Genomic DNA, 15,518 nt, shown 5'->3' with positions numbered 1-15,518 from the left:
GAGGAAATTAGCCGGCCTGCCGCACCAGCAGCTTGTCGATCTTGCGCCCGTCCATGTCGACGATCTCGAAGCGCCAGCCCTGCTCGGTGAACAGCTCCCCCTCTTCGGGCAGATGTTTGAGCACCGCCAGCGCCAGCCCCGCGACCGTCGCATAATCGCGGTCCTCGGGCAGATCGATGCCCAGCCGCTCGGCGAGTGCGTCGGCCGGCATCTGGCCCGAGACCAATAAGGATCCGTCCTCGCGCACCACCAGGCTCGGCGTATCGCCCGGCTCGGCGTCGGACGCGAAATCCCCCGCGATCGCCGCGAGCAGATTGGCGGGCGTCACGATCCCTTCGAAATGGCCATATTCGTCATGGACCAGCCCCATCGGCACCTCGGCGCGGCGCAGCGCACCCAGCGCGTCCATCGCGTCGACCTGGTCGGGTAACACCGGCGCAGGGCGCATCAGCCGCCGCAGGTCGAGCGTCTCGCCGCGAAACAAAGCCGCGGCGATGTCGCGCGCCTGGACGACGCCGATCACCGAATCGACCGAACCTTCGGCCACCGGCAGCCGGGTATGCGGCGTGGCGAGCAGCGCATCGCGGATTCCGGCCGCGTCGAGATCGACGTCGAGCCAGTCGACATCGGTGCGCGGCGTCATCACTTCGCGCACCGGTCGGTCGGCGAGGCGGACGACGCCCGAGATGATCGAGCGCTCATGCTCCTCGATCACGCCGGACCGCGATGCCTCGGCGACGATCAGATGGAGTTCCTCGACGGTGACGCGGTTTTCCGATTCGCGCTTGAGGCCGATGATGCGGAAGATCAGCGCGCTCGATTTGTCGAGCAGCCACACGATCGGCGCAGTGATCCGGCTGAGCCACAGCATCGGGATCGCCATCACAGCGGCGATCGGCTCGGGCGAGCGCAGCGCGAATTGCTTGGGTACCAGCTCGCCGACGACCAGCGAGGCATAAGTGGTCACGGCGATCACCAGCGTGATCCCCACCGTGCGCGCGGTCTCAGGGTCTAGCCCCAGCCCCTCGATGCGCTGCGCCACCGGCGTGCCGAGGCTGGTGCCCGAATAAGCGCCGGCGATGATGCCGATCAGGGTGATGCCGATCTGCACGGTCGAGAGGAATTTGCCGGGATCGGCGGCGAGCCGAATCGCAGTCGCGGCGCCGCGGTTGGTGCGCGCCAGCGCCTCGAGCCGGGCGGGGCGCGCGGAGACGATCGCCAGCTCCGACATCGAGAAGACACCGTTGATCGCGATCAACACGAGGATGATCGCGACGTCGATCCAGGGAAAGGGAGCGGGCATGATGTGTGCCCTCCATATCCGCACTGGGCCGCGCTTCACAACCGCCTCTTCACGAAGCTTCGATGCGCAGGCGGAACAAGGCGCGGCTGCGGCGGGTTTTCCGGCCACGGAATCACAAGAGGAACCCCCTATGTCCATCACTCGCAAGACGCTGATCGCCACAGCGCTCGCCGCCACCACGCTCACCGCAGCCTGCGTCACCGATCCGGTCACCGGCGAACGCCGCGTCTCGCGAGCGGCGATCGGCGCGGGCGCGGGCGTGGTCGGCGGCTATCTGCTCGGCGATCTAGTCGGCGGCCGCAACGACCGGACGGAGAAGATCGTCGGCGCCGGCATCGGCGGCCTCGCCGGAGCGGGCATCGGCGCCTATATGGACCGGCAGGAGCAGGAGCTGCGCCGCCGCACCGCCGGCACCGATATCCGGGTGATCCGCCAGGGCGACGATCTGGTGCTCAACATGCCATCGAACGTCACTTTCGCCACCAACGAATCGAGCGTCCAGCCGCAGTTCCGCGCCACGCTCGATCAGGTTGCCGACGTGCTCAGGCAGTATAACCAGACCTATATCGACGTGTACGGCCACACCGATTCAACCGGCAGCGACAGCTATAATCTCAGCCTGTCGCAGCGCCGCGCCACCGCGGTCGCCGACTATCTGACCGGCCGGGGCGTGCAGAGCGCGCGGCTCGGCACCCGCGGTTTCGGCGAGACCCAGCCGATCGCCAGCAACGACAGCGAAGAAGGCAAGGCCGCCAATCGCCGCGTCGAGATCAAGCTGGTGCCGATCACCCGGCAGGACGTCGGGTAAGCCGTTCGCTCGAACGATAGTGCTCCTGCGAAAGCAGGAGCACTGGATGGCTAGGTGCGACGCTTCCTGAAAAAATCGCGCAGCAACGCCCCCGCCTCGGCCTCACCGATCCCGGAATAGATTTCGGGGCGGTGATGGCAGGTCGGCTGACCGAAGAAGCGCGGACCATGCTCGACCGCGCCGCCCTTGGGATCGCTGGCGCCGTAAAAGAGCCGCGCGATCCGGGCATGCGCGATCGCCCCTGCGCACATAGCGCAAGGCTCCAGCGTCACCCACAAGTCGCAATCCTCGAGCCGTTCATGACCAAGGATGCGCGCCGCCTCGCGAATCGCGAGGATTTCCGCATGCGCGGTGGGGTCGTGGAGCCTGCGCGGGGCGTTGGCGGCTGTGGCGATCGCCTTGCCCTCGTGCATCACTACCGCGCCGACCGGCACTTCCCCCGCCTGTGCGGCCTCGCGGGCAGCATCCAACGCGGCGCGCATCGGTTGGGGGAGGGGGAACATGACGGTGGACTACTGCCCCTGACCCTCTTCGTCACCCCGGCACTTCGACCGGGGCAATGACTATGCAGTAGCCGCAGTCGTCGGCGCATCCGATCGGCTATGACGCAGCACCGCCCACAGCGCGAATGCAACGCCCGGCAAAAATCCCAGCACGGTCAGCCCGCACGCAATCAGGAAGTCCCGCCCCGGCCCCCGCGCGAGGTACACGCCCAACGGCGGCAGCAGCACTGCGGCAACGATTCGCCCGGCCTGCATTATTTCGCGGCGGGCGTGGGCGCGGGCGTGCCCGGCGCCTGTTTCACGTCGATCGTCGGGAGAACCACGGTCGCCTTCTTCATCTCCACGGTGGGCACCTCGACGGTCCTCGCGGTATTGCCGATCCCGACGCTGCCCGTCTCCGCGCTATATTTGGGCAGCTGGCCGCCTTCGGACTGCAGGGTCACCGTCGGCAGGCTCGCGCCTTGCTGCTGGTTGAACCGCAGCATGCCCGTCGCCATCGCTGCTACCACGCCAAGGGCGATCAGCCCGATCAGCACGAGGATTGCACGCATTGCCTTAATCTCCCTGATCGAATCGTTTGCGTAATAACGCCGCAAGCGCCAAGTGGGTTGCGTCGGCTGGCGCTTTGATCGGCGAATCGGTTGACGCACCCGGCCATTACCGCTATCGGCGCGGCCTTTCCGGCTTATGCCAAGAACCAGGATTTAAAGCGATGTCGCGCATTTGCGAGCTGACCGGCAAGGGCCGGCAGGTGGGACACAACGTCTCCCACGCCAACAACAAGACCAAGCGGACTTTTCTGCCCAATTTGCAGAATGTCACGCTGATCTCGGATTCGCTGGGCCGCAGCATCCGTCTGCGTGTCTCGACGCACGGCCTGCGTTCGGTCGAGCATGTCGGCGGTCTCGACAATTGGCTGCTCAAGACCAGCGAAGACGATCTGTCGCTGCGCGCTCGTCGCCTGAAGCGCGAAGTGCGCAAGGCGTCGACTGCCGAGAAGACCGCGGCCTAACCAGTCTTTTGCGGATTGGCGTCAGCCCGTTCCCTTCGCGGGGGGCGGGCTTTTCGCTTGTCCGGGGTTAGCCTTCAGGTCCAGCCGGAACTTGAGCAGCAGCGACTGCTCCCAGATCTCGCCATTGTCGTCCGACGCGATCCACACGATCGTGTCCGCGCCTTCGCGGGTGACCGCCAGCGCCTCGAAATTGTCGTGCTGCACCGGGCGTTGGAACGTCGCCAGCTCGACGCCGCGCGCCACCGTCCCGGCGCGCAGTCCGCGCATGTCGATCAACACCAGTTTGGCAGTGAACAATCCGGACAGTGTGAGCCGGCGATTGAGCACCAGCAGCCGCCCATCGGGGAGCTCGGCCATGTCGGTCGGGTCATAATTCGCCGGTGGCACGTAAGCGAGGCGTTCAGGCGCCCGCACCCTTTCGGTCGGATCCCCGGCAAAGCGCAATACGATCCGGGCGTCGGGCCGGCCCCGCGGCCGCGCCGTCTCGCTGATCACGAGGAATTCGCCGCTGCGCAGCCGCACCATCGCCTCGGCGCCACCGGCGATCGACCAGTCGGCCATCGCCGCCGGCTGAACGCTCCGCTCGGCGCGGGTCAGGCTCGAATCATAGCGCCAGATCGCATTGCGGTTCTCGAAGCCGATCCACGCCCGCCCGGTCGCCGGGTCCCAGGCCAGCGATTCGGAATCGCGGTGTCGCTTGATCGCGCCGGTACCCGGCCCGGGCAGATCGGCGAAGCGCAATTCACGCGGGCGCAGATCCGCGCCCATGCGGAACGTGACGAGATTGCCGCCGTCGCTCAGCAGGGTGAACCTGTCTCCCACCACACGCATCGCCGAAAAGCCGCCAAACGCCGGATCGTCGCTTCGCAGATTCAGCCCGCCGAGCCAAATGAGCGCTCCCAGCCTTGTCCGGGCGGGATCGGAAGGGTCGAGCGGCACCGGCGTGGCGATCATCTTCGGCCGGTCGCCGAGGATCTGGCGCGGCTCGATCCCCGAGGCGGTGACCGACAGCATCAGGAGCGACGAGAGCGGAACGGCGAAACGCATTGGTCCGCCATAGCCGTTCGGCCTGAACGAGCCAGCCCCGCGGAAGATGAACCTCGGATAACAAGTGCGTTCAGCCAATGCCAAGGAGTGACGGCTATAGGCAGCAAGGTAGTTTGCGTATCGAGGTCCTCGCGTAGCGTATCGAGGACCGGGGGGCCGGCTCCTCGCGGAGCCGGCCCATTTCCTGTCAGTACATGTGCTGCCCGCCATTGATCGACAGAGTCGACCCGGTCACGAAGCCCGCTTCCTCCGAACACAGGAACGCCACGCCGCGCGCGATTTCGCTCGCCTGGCCGAGCCGGCCGACCGGGATTTTGGCGACGATCTTCTCGAGCACCTCGGGCGGCACCGCGGCGACCATGTCAGTATCAATATAGCCCGGCGCGATCGCGTTGACTGTCACGCCGGCGCGCGCGCCTTCCTGCGCCAGCGCCTTGGTGAAGCCGTGAATGCCCGATTTGGCCGCGGCATAGTTGACCTGGCCATATTGCCCGGACTGCCCGTTGATCGAGCCGATATTGACGATCCGGCCCCATTTGCGGCTGCGCATGCCGGGGAAGGTCGCGTGCGCCATGTTGAAGCAGCCGCCCAGATTGATGCGGATCACGTCCTCCCACATATCGCGGCTCATCTTGAGAATCGTGCCGTCGCGGGTGACCCCGGCATTGTTGACCACCACGTCGACCGGACCGAGCTCGGCCTCGACCTGCGCCACGCCCGCGGCGCAGGCGTCGAAATCGCCGACGTCCCATCTATAGGCCTTGATGCCGGTGCGCTCGGTGAAGGCCCGGGCCTTCTCGTCGTTGCCGGCATAGTTGGCCGCGACCGTCATGCCCGCGTCCTTCAGCGCAAGGCTGATCGCCTCGCCGATTCCGCGCGTTCCACCCGTCACGATCGCTACGCGTGCCATTAGCTGCCATCCTCTCTTCGTTTTCGTTACGCAACGCTAGGCAGCGTCTGCCCAGCCCGCAAGTTCCCGCGCCAATATCTTCTTGAGCATCGCCACGCCGACATGGCTTGCATTGAGACAAGGCAAAGCCGCGAAATCGGTGCCGCCGGCGGCGACAAAGGTCTCGCGGCCGCGGATCGAAAGCTCCTCGAGCGTCTCGACGCAGTCCGCCGAGAAGCCCGGGGCGACGAGTGCGATCCGGGTGATGCCCTTCGCCGGAAGCCCCGCCAACACCGTATCAGTCGCCGGCTCGAGCCATTTGGCGCGGCCGAACCGCGACTGGAAAGTGATCGTCAGCTCCCGCCCCAGAGCCTCGCTCAGCAGCCGCGCGGTCTTCTGGCAGTGGCAGTGATAGGGGTCGCCGAGCTCCAGCGTCCGCTGCGGCATGCCGTGGAAGCTGGCGAGAATCGCCTGTGGCTCGAAATCAAGCGCGGCCAGCGACGCCTCCACCGAGGTCTTCAGCGCATCGATATAAGCCGGATCGTCATGATACGGCGGCAGGGTGCGCAGTGCCGGCTGCCAGCGCATCTGCGCCAGCGCCGCAAATGCCGCGTCGTTGGCGGTCGCGGTCGTCGCCGCGCAATATTGCGGGTAGAGCGGCGCGATCAGGATGCGCTCGCACCCCGCCGCCTTGAGCGCGCGCAGCCGGTCGCCGAGCGCCGGGCGCCCATAACGCATCGCATAATCGACGATCACGTCCGGCCCGAACGCACCCTGCAGCGCCGCCGCCTGCTCGCGGGTGATCGCGGCGAGCGGGGATCCGTCCTCGCGCCAGACCTGCTTATAGGCATGTGCGGACTTCGCAGGCCGGGTGCGCAGGATGATGCCGTGCAGGATCGGCTTCCACACGAAGCGCGGAATCTCGATCACGCGCGGATCGGACAGGAATTCGGCCAGATAGCGCCGCACCGCGCCCGCCTCCGCCGCATCGGGCGTGCCAAGGTTGACGAGGAGCAATCCGACCTTGCGGGTCGGGATCGTCGGATGGTCGCCGGGGGGAGTCATTCGATGTCCGATAACAGAGGCAGGCGGCGGAAGCGCACGCCTGTAGCAGCCTGCAACGCATTGGCGATCGCCGGGGCGACCGGCGGCACCGCCAGCTCGCTCGCCCCACCCGGCTCGGCGCCGCTGCGGATCAGCTCGACGGTGATGTCGGGGCAGTCGGCGAGCGTCGGCAGGCGCAGCTCGGAAATCTCGCGAACGTCGGCGACATTCTCGGTGAACCCGGTCGAGCAACCCACCGCGCCCGCGAGCCCGAACAACAATCCGCCCTCGATCTGCTGCATCACCAGATCGGGATTCACCATCCGTCCGCAATCGACTGCGGCGACCAGCCGCTCGACCTTGACTCGCCGATCGCTGGTCAACTGTGCCTCGGCGAGCACCGCGATGTGCGATCCGCGGAAGCTGTGGCAGGCGATCCCCTGCCCGCTCCCCGGCTGGCCGCCCTGCCAGCCGCCCAATTGCGCCACGACTTGCAGGCAGCGCGCAAGCCGCGGCTGCTGGCCCAGCATCGCCATTCGGAACGACAAGGCGTCCTGCCCGGCGACGTGCGCGAGTTCGTCGAGGAAGCTCTCGGTGAAGAAGCAGGTGTAGCTATGCGCGCCCGAGCGCCAATAGCCGGTCGGCACGCCGATCGTCGCGGGATGGTAGTCAACTGCGAAATTGGGGATCGTATAAGGCGGCACCGCACCCGCCACTGCGCTCGCATCGCCCCCGCCCAGCGCCAGCGCCGCGGCCGGCAGCGCATCGCCGTGAAGCAAGCGTTGTGCAAGCTCGCGTCCGCTCGCCGGCGCGGCGATCTTGGCGAGCCAGCCGGTCAGCCGGCGCTGCGGGTCGAGCCGTGCACTCATCCGTCCCGCCGCGGCGGGACGGAAGCGATCGCGCCGGAAATCCTCGCCGCGCGGCCAGGTCAGCTGGACCGGCCGACCGATCTTCACTGCCAGCAACGCCGCCTGCGCCGCGACGTCGGTTTCGAGCTTCGCGCCGAACGAGCCCCCGGCCATGGTCGGGTGGAGGATCACGTCGTTCTCGGCGACCCCCGCCGCGCGCGCCGCGGCAGCGCGCGCGAGCCCGGGCGCCTGGGTCGGCAGCCACAAGGTCACCCGCCCGTCGCGAAACACCGCCGTGGCAGTCATCGGCTCGAGCGAGGCATGAAGCGCCAGCCCGACGCGATATTCGGCCGCGACCAGCTGCGCGCCGCGGAACTGCGCTGCGAGATCGCCCGCCGCGGCGATGCGCGATCCCGCGCCGTCGAACGCCGCGCTCAACGCCTGCTCGATCGAGTCGCTGTTGACCACTGGCTCGGGGGTGCGGAAGCGCGGCCGCATCGAATCGAGCGCACGATCGGCCGCCCAACTATTGTTCGCGACGGTGGCCACCCAGTCGTCGGTGGTGACGACCGCGAGCATGCCGGGAATCTTGTCGGCGGCGGCACGGTCGATGCGCGCCAGCCCGGTCTCGCCCACCGGCCCCTGCCGGATCGAGGCATAGACCATGTCGGCCAGCCGGATATCGGCCGCGAACAAGGCGCTGCCGTCGACCTTGGGCGGCGCATCGAGCCGCGGCAGCGGCTGGCCATAGAGCCGCGCCTCGTCGCCCACGCGCGGCGGCACGGTGTCGGGAAGGCTCTGCTCCGCCGCCTCGGCCGCGAGCGCGCCGAAGCCGAGCTTATGATTGCCCTGGAAGACAAGGTGGTTGAACGTCCCGCACGCCTGCCAGTCGACGCCCCAGCGCTTCGCCGCCGCCTTGCACAGCAATGCGCGCGCGGCCGCGCCGGCGCGGCGCAGCTCGCCTTCGAAATTGCGCACCGACGTCGAGGCGCCGGTCAGCAACAGCCCGGTTCGCCGGACATAGCTCGCACGGAGCGCGTCGGGGAGCTCGCCCAGCGCCGCCTCGAACAATTCTTCCGCCGCCAGTTGGTTGGCATAAAGCGGATTGAGTGGCGCGGGCTCGACTCCAACCATCTTCCAGTCGGCACCGAGCTCGTCGGCGATGATCTGCGGGAAGGCGGTATAGACTCCCTGCCCTTCCTCGCATTGCGGCACCGCGACCGAAACATGCCCGTCGCTGCCGATCTTGAGCCACGCGCCGAACAGACTTTCGCCGGGCGCCGCGGTCAAATTGGGAAGCCAGGTGCGCGGCCATGCCGCCCACGCCACGACCAGCCCGATGCCGGCGCCGCCGCCGATCAGCAGCGTCCGCCGATCGAGCCTGATGCGCGCGCTGGGGTCCCGGGCCATCGCATTGCTCTATCGCGGGGCTTGCGCCTACGCCAGCCATTGCGGTCTTGGGTTTACCGCACGGCTGCTCTATCGCAGGCCGACGAACGATTGCCGGGGAACGACAAGACCGTGCTGCTCCACCTTCTCGCCGCCGCCAGCGATCATATCCAGTTCAAGGATCTCGGGCTGAGCCCGGTCGCGGTCAATCTCGGCTTCTTCCAGATCAAATGGTATTCGCTGGCCTATATCGCCGGCATCCTGATCGGCTGGTGGTATCTGCTCAAGCTGCTCGCCCAGCCCGGCGCCCCGATGGCGCGACGCCACGCCGACGATCTGGTCTTCTATGCGACGCTCGGCATCATCCTCGGCGGCCGGCTCGGTTATGTCCTGTTCTACGCGCCCAACATGATCGTCGAAGCGCCGTCGCAGATCATCCGGCTGTGGGATGGCGGCATGTCGTTCCATGGCGGGGTGATCGGCACGACCGTCGCGATCCTCCTGCTCGCGCGGCGCCAGGGGCTGAGCTGGCTGCGAATCCACGATTATGTCGCCTGCGTCGCGCCGTTCGGTCTGTTCTTCGGCCGCCTCGCCAATTTCGTGAACGGCGAATTGTGGGGCAAGCCGGCGGACCTCCCCTGGTCGGTCGTCTTCCGCAATACCGTCGAGACCGGCCTGCCCGAACCCGCCCGTCACCCCAGCCAGCTCTACGAAGCGGGGCTCGAGGGCGTGCTGCTCTTCGTAGTGCTCTGGTTCTTCTTCTGGCGGACCGATTCGCGCTATCAGCCCGGCAAGCTCGTCGGCATCTTCGTGCTCGGCTATGGCCTGTGCCGCTTCTTCGTCGAGTTCTTCCGTGAGCCCGACGCACAGCTCGTCTGGCTGGTCGACGCCACCGGGCTGCACATGGGCCAGTGGCTGTGCATTCCGATGATCGTGGGGGGCATCTATCTGATCGCCACCGCCAAGGGCCGCCGCCAGCGCGTCGAGCCGATCGCCGGATCCGAAAGCGTCGCCTGAGCCCTGGCGCCGGGATGACGGCACGGATGCGACGCGTTAGGGACATAGTGTGACCAATCCCGATCATCCCCTCGCAGCTTCGTCCGCCGAGCGCATCGAAAACGCCGCCGCGCCGCTGCTCGCCGAACGCCTGTCCCGCGCGATCACCCTCGCCGGGCCGATCCCGCTCTCGCAATATATGGGCGCGGCCAATACGCATTATTATGCGACGCGCGATCCGCTGGGCAGCCGCGGCGACTTCACCACCGCGCCCGAGATCAGCCAGATGTTCGGCGAGCTGATCGGGCTGTGGCTCGCCGATCTCTGGGATCGCGCTGGGCGGCCGGCCGCGCGCTATGTCGAACTCGGGCCGGGACGCGGCACGCTTGCCGCCGATGCGCTCCGCGCCATGGCCAGGGCGGGTCTCGCACCGCCGGTCGACCTCGTCGAGAACAGCCCCACGCTCCGCGCCGCACAGGCCGAGCGCGTGCCGGGCGCCGAATGGCATCTCGATCTGGTCGGACTGCCGGAAGACGCGCCGCTGCTCGTCGTCGCCAACGAATTCTTCGACGCGCTGCCGATCCGCCAGCTGGTCGCCACCGGAGAGGGCTGGCGCGAGCGGCTCGTCGCCTGCCAGGACACTTTGTTCCTGCCGGTCGTCGGCGACCGCAGCTTCGACATGATCATCCCGCGCGACTTGCTCCACGCCGATCCGGGATCGATCCTCGAGACCTCGCCCGCCAGCGTCGCCATCCTGCGCAACCTTGCCGCACGATTGCTCACGCAGGGCGGCGCGGCGCTGATCATCGACTATGGCTATGAAGGTCCGGCGATCGGCGACACGCTCCAGGCAGTGCGCGGCCATGCCTATGCCAATCCGTTCGAACATCCCGGCGAGGCCGACCTCACTGCGCATGTCGATTTCGCCACGCTCAAGGAAGCCGCCGAACTCGAGGGACTGATCGTCCATGGCCCGGTCACGCAGGGCGCGTTCCTCAAGGCGCTCGGGATCGAGCCCCGCGCCGAAGCGCTCACCAGGGCATCGCCCGATCGCGCCGAGGCGCTCGCCATGGATCGCGACCGGCTGATCGACCCGGAGCAGATGGGCGAATTGTTCAAGGTCATCGCGCTCACCGCCCCGGGCTGGCCGGTGCCGGCGGGGTTCGAATGAACGCCACGATGATCCGCTATCGCGACGCCACCCCCGCCGACCTCCCCGAGATCGACGCGCTGTACCGCGAAAGCTTCGTCGCGACGTTCGGCCATCTCTATCGCTCCGCCGATCTCGCCGCCTTTCTCGGCCAATTCACGCCCGCCGCATGGGCGCACGAGTTCGCGAAATCCGGCAATGCCTTTCGGGTTGCCGAGGACGATGACGGCCTGCTCGGCTATTGCCACCTGGGCCCTGTCACGCTGCCGATCGAGCCCGACGCTTCCGCGATCGAATTGCACCAGCTCTATCTCGCCGAGCGCGGCAAGGGCAGCGGCGCGGCGCAGGCGCTGATGGACTGGGCGATCGCCACCGCCCGCGCGCGGGGCGCCGCGCGGATCGTCCTCAGCGTCTATGTCGACAATCATCGTGCCCAGCGCTTTTACGCGCGCTACGGCTTTCGCGAGATCGGCAAGAATGCATTCCGTGTCGGCGATCATGTCGATGACGACCGCATCTGGAGCATGGATCTGTGAGCCATGTCGAAGTGATCCGCGCCCGCGCGCTGGACGGCGTAGCGCACGGCTTTCTTGGGCGGCGCGGCGGCGTCTCGACCGGCATGCTCGCCGGACTCAACGTCGGTACCGGCTCGGCCGATGATCCGGCGCTGATCGCCGAAAATCGCCGCCGCGCCAGCGAGGCGGTGCTCCCCGGCGGCCGCCTCGTCACGCTCTTCCAGGTGCATTCGCCCGACGCCGTCGCCGTGATCGAGCCGTATGAGGAGCGGCTGCGCCCGCGCGCCGACGCCCTGGTCACTGACCGGCCGGGGCTGGCGCTCGGCATTCTAACCGCCGATTGCGCGCCCGTGCTGCTCGCCGACACGCAAGCGGGAGTCGTCGGCGCCGCGCATGCCGGGTGGAAAGGCGCGATCGGCGGCGTCACCGATTCGACGATCGCGCTGATGGAAACGCTCGGAGCGAGGCGCGAGCGCATCGCCGCCGCAGTCGGCCCGTGCATCGCCCGCGCCAGCTATGAAGTCGACGATGGCTTTTTCCGCCGCTTCGCCGAAGCCGATCCGGCCAACGAACGCTTCTTCGCCGACGGCAAGTCCGGGCACCACCAGTTCGATCTCGAAGCCTATGTCGCGCATCGCCTCGCCGCAGCGGGAATCCGCACCGTCGAAGTGCTCGGCCTCGACACTTATTACGACGAAAACCGTTTCTACAGCTTCCGCCGCGCGACGCATCGCGGCGAGCCCGATTACGGCCGCCAGATCGCGATAATTGGTATCAATTGAGACGTTCCTTCGGCTAGGGAGCGATCAAACAAATCCGGAGAGCCCCATGACCGACGAAACCGAAGCCGAGCTGACCGGCGCCACCGCGCGGCGTCGTCCCAAGGCCAGCGTCGACAAGATCGGCGGGCGCGAGCTCAAGCCGTCGACGATGATGATGGGCCATGGCTATGATCCGGTGCTGTCGGAAGGGTCGCTCAAGCCGCCGATCTTCCTGACCTCGACCTTCGTCTTTCCCAACGCCGCGGCGGGCAAGCGCCACTTCGAGGGCGTCACGGGCAAGCGGCCCGGCGGCGCGGACGGCCTCGTCTATTCGCGCTTCAACGGTCCCAATCAGGAAATCCTCGAAGATCGCCTCGGCATCTGGGAAGGCGCCGAGGACGCGCTCGCTTTCTCTTCGGGCATGTCGGCGATCGCCACCCTGTTCCTGTCGATGGTCAAGCCGGGCGACACGATCGTCCATTCGGGCCCGCTCTACGCCGCGACCGAGACGCTGATCGCGCGCATCCTCGGCCGCTTCGGCGTGCACTGGCTCGATTTCCCCGCCGGCGCGACGCGCCCGGAAATCGACGCGGTGCTGAACCGGGCCGCGAGCGGCAACGTCGCCTTGATCTATCTCGAATCGCCGGCCAACCCGACCAATGCATTGGTCGATGTCGAGGCCGTCGCGGCGAGCCGCGACGCGATCTTCAAAGGCGCCAAGCCGCCGATCGCGATCGACAATACCTTTCTCGGCCCGCTGTGGGCGCAGCCGCTCAAGCAGGGCGCCGACATCGTCGTCTATTCGCTCACCAAATATGCCGGCGGCCATTCGGATCTGGTCGCAGGCGGCGTGCTCGGCTCGAAGGAGCACATCAACACGATCCGGCTGATGCGCAACACGATCGGCACGATCTGCGATCCCCACACCGCGTGGATGCTGCTGCGCAGCCTCGAAACGCTCGAACTGCGCATGAGCCGTGCGGGCGAGAATGCGGTCAAGGTCTGCGAATTCCTTCGCACCCATCCCAAGGTGGAGCATGTCGGCTATCTCGGCTTCCTCGAAGAGGGCAGCCGCCAGGCCGACATCTACAACCGCCATTGCACCGGCGCCGGCTCGACCTTCTCGCTCTATCTGAAGGGCGGCGAGAAGGAGGCGTTCGCGTTCCTCGACAGCCTCAAGATCGCCAAGCTCGCGGTCAGTCTGGGCGGCACCGAGACGCTGGCCAGCCACCCTGCGGGCATGACCCATCTGTCGGTACCCGAAGCGCGCAAGCAGGCGTTGGGGATCACCGACAACCTCGTCCGCATCTCGATCGGAGTCGAGGACGCCGACGATCTGATCGCCGACTTCGAAGAGGCGCTGCAGGCGGTCTAAATTGTCTCGGTGCTCCTGCGAAAGCAGGAGCACCGAGAATCACAAGCGACGTCCTTAGTAACTCTGGGCTCCTGCTTTCGCAGGAGCACGGCAGACCTAATTGCGCAGTGTCAGGTCCTTGGTGCGATCGGTGGCCGGAGGCGTCACCGGCCCGCTCGCAAAATACGCCTCGAGCGCGTCGAGATCGGCCACCCCGGTCAGCAATTCCTCGCCCCCGGCCAGCGTGGTGAAACCGTCGCCGCCATTGGCGAGGAAGTTGCTGACCACCACCCGATAGACGCGATCGTCCGTGATTGGCGCGCCGTTCAGCCGCGGATCCACCACCCGCTGCCCCACCGGCTTGCCAAGGTCATAGCCGAAGCCGAAGCCGCGTGAGACCAACAGCAAATTGCGCCCGCCCGCTTTGTTTTCGTCGAATTGCTGCTCGAGCACCGCGCGCAATTGTTTGCCGGTCAGGCTCTTGATCACGAGCGTGTTGCCGAAGGGCTGCGCGGCATAGATGTCGCCGAACGTGATCGTCCCGTCGGCACGCGGGGTGAGCGATACGCGGGCACTGCCCGCGTTCATCAGCGCGATCTCGGCGCCGCCATTTGCGGGCGACGCCGTCGCGGCGAGCTGGGCGTCGGCGATCAGATTGCCGAGCACTTGTTCGCGCATGTCCTCGTCGGTGCGCGGCGCCGGCGCGGTCAGCCGGCCGATCGGCCGCTCGGCATAGCTTTTCGTCGCCGCCGCATAGCGCGCGACCAAAGCCGCCACCCGCGGCTCGGGGACGAATCGCGCATAGCGCTCGCTGATCGGCACCGGTCCTTTGGCGCCGGTGAACGCCTCGCCCTGGACGAGCACATTGTTGGCGCGCTTCGCCACGACGCGGCCCGCCACCGGATCGATATCGAGGCGGATGTCGGTCAGCAAAGTCCCGCCATATCCCGCGCTGGTCAGCAGCAGCGGCCGGGTCGCATCCACGCTGCCATAGTCGCAGACATAGGCGTTGTGGGTATGGCCGGAGACGACGAGATCGACGCGCGGATCGAGCCGCTGCAAGACGGGCAAGATGTCGCCGGTCATGCCCTCACAGCTGTTCGCGTCGAAGGCCAGCTTGCTGTAGCCGCCCTGATGGATCAGCACGACGATCGCGTCGGCGCCTTCGGCCTTGAGCTTGGGTACCAGCCCATTGACGGTATCCGCCTCGTCCTCGAAGTTCAGCCCCGCGACGCCGCTCGCCATCACCAAGGTCGATGTGCCCTTCAGCGTCATGCCGATGAACGCCACGCGAACCTGCCGCGTGCCCTTACCGAAGCTGCGGATGCCATAGCTGGGGAACAGCGTGCCGCCGTCATCCTTGGCGACATTGGCGGCGAGATACCGGAACCCCGCGCCCTCGAACGGCTCGATCGCGCAGGGCACGCGCTTGGTGTTCTTCTCGCAGCCGCCGTTCTGGAGACGGAGTAGTTCCTTCTGGCCGCGATCGAATTCGTGATTGCCGACGGCGTTGAAATCAACTCCGATCAGGTTCATCGCGTGGATCGTCGGCTCGTCGAGGAACATCGACGAGACCAGCGGACTTGCGCTGATCATGTCGCCTGCCGAGACGGTTACGCTATTCGGATGCCCCGCGCGCAGCTTGGCCACCGCTGAGGCGAAATAGGCGGCGCCGCCGGCGGGCACGCGCATGACGCCGCCGTCACCCGGTATATCCACCGCCAGCTTGCCGGCCTCCAGATTGCCATGGAAATCGTTGAACGCGATGATCTGGACCGAGACTGGCGCCGTTGCGGGCGCAGCACCCGGCTCGGCGACGCGCCCCGCACACCCGGCCAGCAAAGTCGCCGCCAGCATCCCGATCACACCACGCATCCGCACCACCTCCATCCGCCACGC

The 15,518-nt window shown here is 67.2% G+C and carries 16 protein-coding genes; 7 read left to right on the top strand and 9 right to left on the bottom strand.

The window, feature by feature from the left end; translation table 11 throughout:
* Positions 1-7: 7 nt before the first annotated feature.
* Positions 8-1,303 (bottom strand): hemolysin family protein, encoded by a 1,296-nt coding sequence (locus tag CVN68_RS18410; protein WP_100283483.1) that lies wholly within the window; start codon positions 1,301-1,303, stop codon positions 8-10.
* Between the two features lie 130 nt (positions 1,304-1,433).
* On the opposite strand from CVN68_RS18410, the gene CVN68_RS18405 reads away from it, so the two are divergent.
* Complete coding sequence (locus CVN68_RS18405; RefSeq protein ID WP_100283482.1) at positions 1,434-2,111, top strand: OmpA family protein; 678 nt, start codon at positions 1,434-1,436, stop codon at positions 2,109-2,111.
* A 50-nt stretch (positions 2,112-2,161) separates the two neighbouring features.
* On the opposite strand, the gene CVN68_RS18400 is transcribed toward CVN68_RS18405, so the two are convergent.
* The 3 genes from CVN68_RS18400 to CVN68_RS18390 all read right to left on the bottom strand — a co-directional run bounded on the left by CVN68_RS18400 (position 2,162) and on the right by CVN68_RS18390 (position 3,165).
* The gene (locus CVN68_RS18400) at positions 2,162-2,593 is read right to left on the bottom strand and encodes a nucleoside deaminase (protein ID WP_100283481.1); all 432 of its coding nucleotides are present in this window, start codon (positions 2,591-2,593) and stop codon (positions 2,162-2,164) included.
* 81 nt (positions 2,594-2,674) lie between these two features.
* On the bottom strand, positions 2,675-2,869 hold the full coding sequence (locus tag CVN68_RS18395; protein WP_100283480.1) for a YqaE/Pmp3 family membrane protein: 195 nt from the start codon (positions 2,867-2,869) through the stop codon (positions 2,675-2,677).
* Positions 2,869-3,165 carry a hypothetical protein gene (locus CVN68_RS18390; protein ID WP_100283479.1) on the bottom strand — a complete coding sequence of 99 codons (297 nt, stop codon included), beginning with the start codon at positions 3,163-3,165 and terminating at the stop codon, positions 2,869-2,871. The genes CVN68_RS18395 and CVN68_RS18390 overlap by 1 nt, the downstream gene beginning before the upstream one ends.
* A gap of 161 nt (positions 3,166-3,326) precedes the next feature.
* On the opposite strand from CVN68_RS18390, the gene rpmB reads away from it, so the two are divergent.
* Positions 3,327-3,626, top strand: coding sequence for a 50S ribosomal protein L28 (gene rpmB / locus CVN68_RS18385; protein ID WP_100283478.1), 300 nt, complete (start codon positions 3,327-3,329; stop codon positions 3,624-3,626).
* A gap of 21 nt (positions 3,627-3,647) precedes the next feature.
* Here rpmB and CVN68_RS18380 read toward each other — a convergent pair whose 3' ends face one another.
* The 4 genes from CVN68_RS18380 to CVN68_RS18365 all read right to left on the bottom strand — a co-directional run bounded on the left by CVN68_RS18380 (position 3,648) and on the right by CVN68_RS18365 (position 8,864).
* Positions 3,648-4,673, bottom strand: a complete 1,026-nt coding sequence (locus CVN68_RS18380; protein ID WP_100283477.1) for an esterase-like activity of phytase family protein — start codon at positions 4,671-4,673, stop codon at positions 3,648-3,650.
* Between the two features lie 187 nt (positions 4,674-4,860).
* The gene (phbB, locus tag CVN68_RS18375) at positions 4,861-5,583 is read right to left on the bottom strand and encodes an acetoacetyl-CoA reductase (RefSeq protein WP_100283476.1); all 723 of its coding nucleotides are present in this window, start codon (positions 5,581-5,583) and stop codon (positions 4,861-4,863) included.
* Positions 5,584-5,619: 36 nt separating this feature from the next.
* Entirely contained in the window at positions 5,620-6,627 is a 1,008-nt protein-coding gene (gene hemH / locus CVN68_RS18370) for a ferrochelatase (RefSeq protein ID WP_100283475.1), read from the bottom strand.
* Entirely contained in the window at positions 6,624-8,864 is a 2,241-nt protein-coding gene (locus tag CVN68_RS18365; RefSeq protein ID WP_100283474.1) for a xanthine dehydrogenase family protein molybdopterin-binding subunit, read from the bottom strand. The genes hemH and CVN68_RS18365 overlap by 4 nt, the downstream gene beginning before the upstream one ends.
* Positions 8,865-8,975: 111 nt before the next feature.
* Between CVN68_RS18365 and lgt the strand changes: the two genes are divergently transcribed.
* Genes lgt through CVN68_RS18340 form a run of 5 tightly spaced genes read left to right on the top strand, consistent with a single transcriptional unit; the run spans position 8,976 to position 13,640 of the window.
* Complete coding sequence (lgt, locus tag CVN68_RS18360; protein ID WP_100284525.1) at positions 8,976-9,860, top strand: prolipoprotein diacylglyceryl transferase; 885 nt, start codon at positions 8,976-8,978, stop codon at positions 9,858-9,860.
* Positions 9,861-9,909: 49 nt separating this feature from the next.
* The gene (locus CVN68_RS18355) at positions 9,910-11,010 is read left to right on the top strand and encodes a class I SAM-dependent methyltransferase (RefSeq protein WP_233503423.1); all 1,101 of its coding nucleotides are present in this window, start codon (positions 9,910-9,912) and stop codon (positions 11,008-11,010) included.
* Between the two features lie 8 nt (positions 11,011-11,018).
* Positions 11,019-11,525: a GNAT family N-acetyltransferase gene (locus tag CVN68_RS18350; RefSeq protein ID WP_100284523.1), complete on the top strand. Its 507-nt coding sequence runs from the start codon at positions 11,019-11,021 to the stop codon at positions 11,523-11,525.
* Positions 11,522-12,286 (top strand): peptidoglycan editing factor PgeF, encoded by a 765-nt coding sequence (gene pgeF / locus CVN68_RS18345; RefSeq protein WP_100283473.1) that lies wholly within the window; start codon positions 11,522-11,524, stop codon positions 12,284-12,286. The genes CVN68_RS18350 and pgeF overlap by 4 nt, the downstream gene beginning before the upstream one ends.
* Before the next feature lie 46 nt (positions 12,287-12,332).
* On the top strand, positions 12,333-13,640 hold the full coding sequence (locus CVN68_RS18340) for a cystathionine gamma-synthase family protein (protein WP_100283472.1): 1,308 nt from the start codon (positions 12,333-12,335) through the stop codon (positions 13,638-13,640).
* A gap of 96 nt (positions 13,641-13,736) precedes the next feature.
* Here the strand turns inward: CVN68_RS18340 and CVN68_RS18335 are convergent, their stop codons facing one another.
* Positions 13,737-15,494 (bottom strand): bifunctional metallophosphatase/5'-nucleotidase, encoded by a 1,758-nt coding sequence (locus CVN68_RS18335; protein WP_100284522.1) that lies wholly within the window; start codon positions 15,492-15,494, stop codon positions 13,737-13,739.
* Positions 15,495-15,518 lie beyond the last annotated feature (24 nt).

The organism is Sphingomonas psychrotolerans, assembly GCF_002796605.1.
In the GTDB taxonomy this organism is placed as follows: domain Bacteria; phylum Pseudomonadota; class Alphaproteobacteria; order Sphingomonadales; family Sphingomonadaceae; genus Sphingomonas; species Sphingomonas psychrotolerans.
Note: the sequence above shows the minus strand (reverse complement) of the source record. Positions and strands in the feature narration are given on the sequence as shown.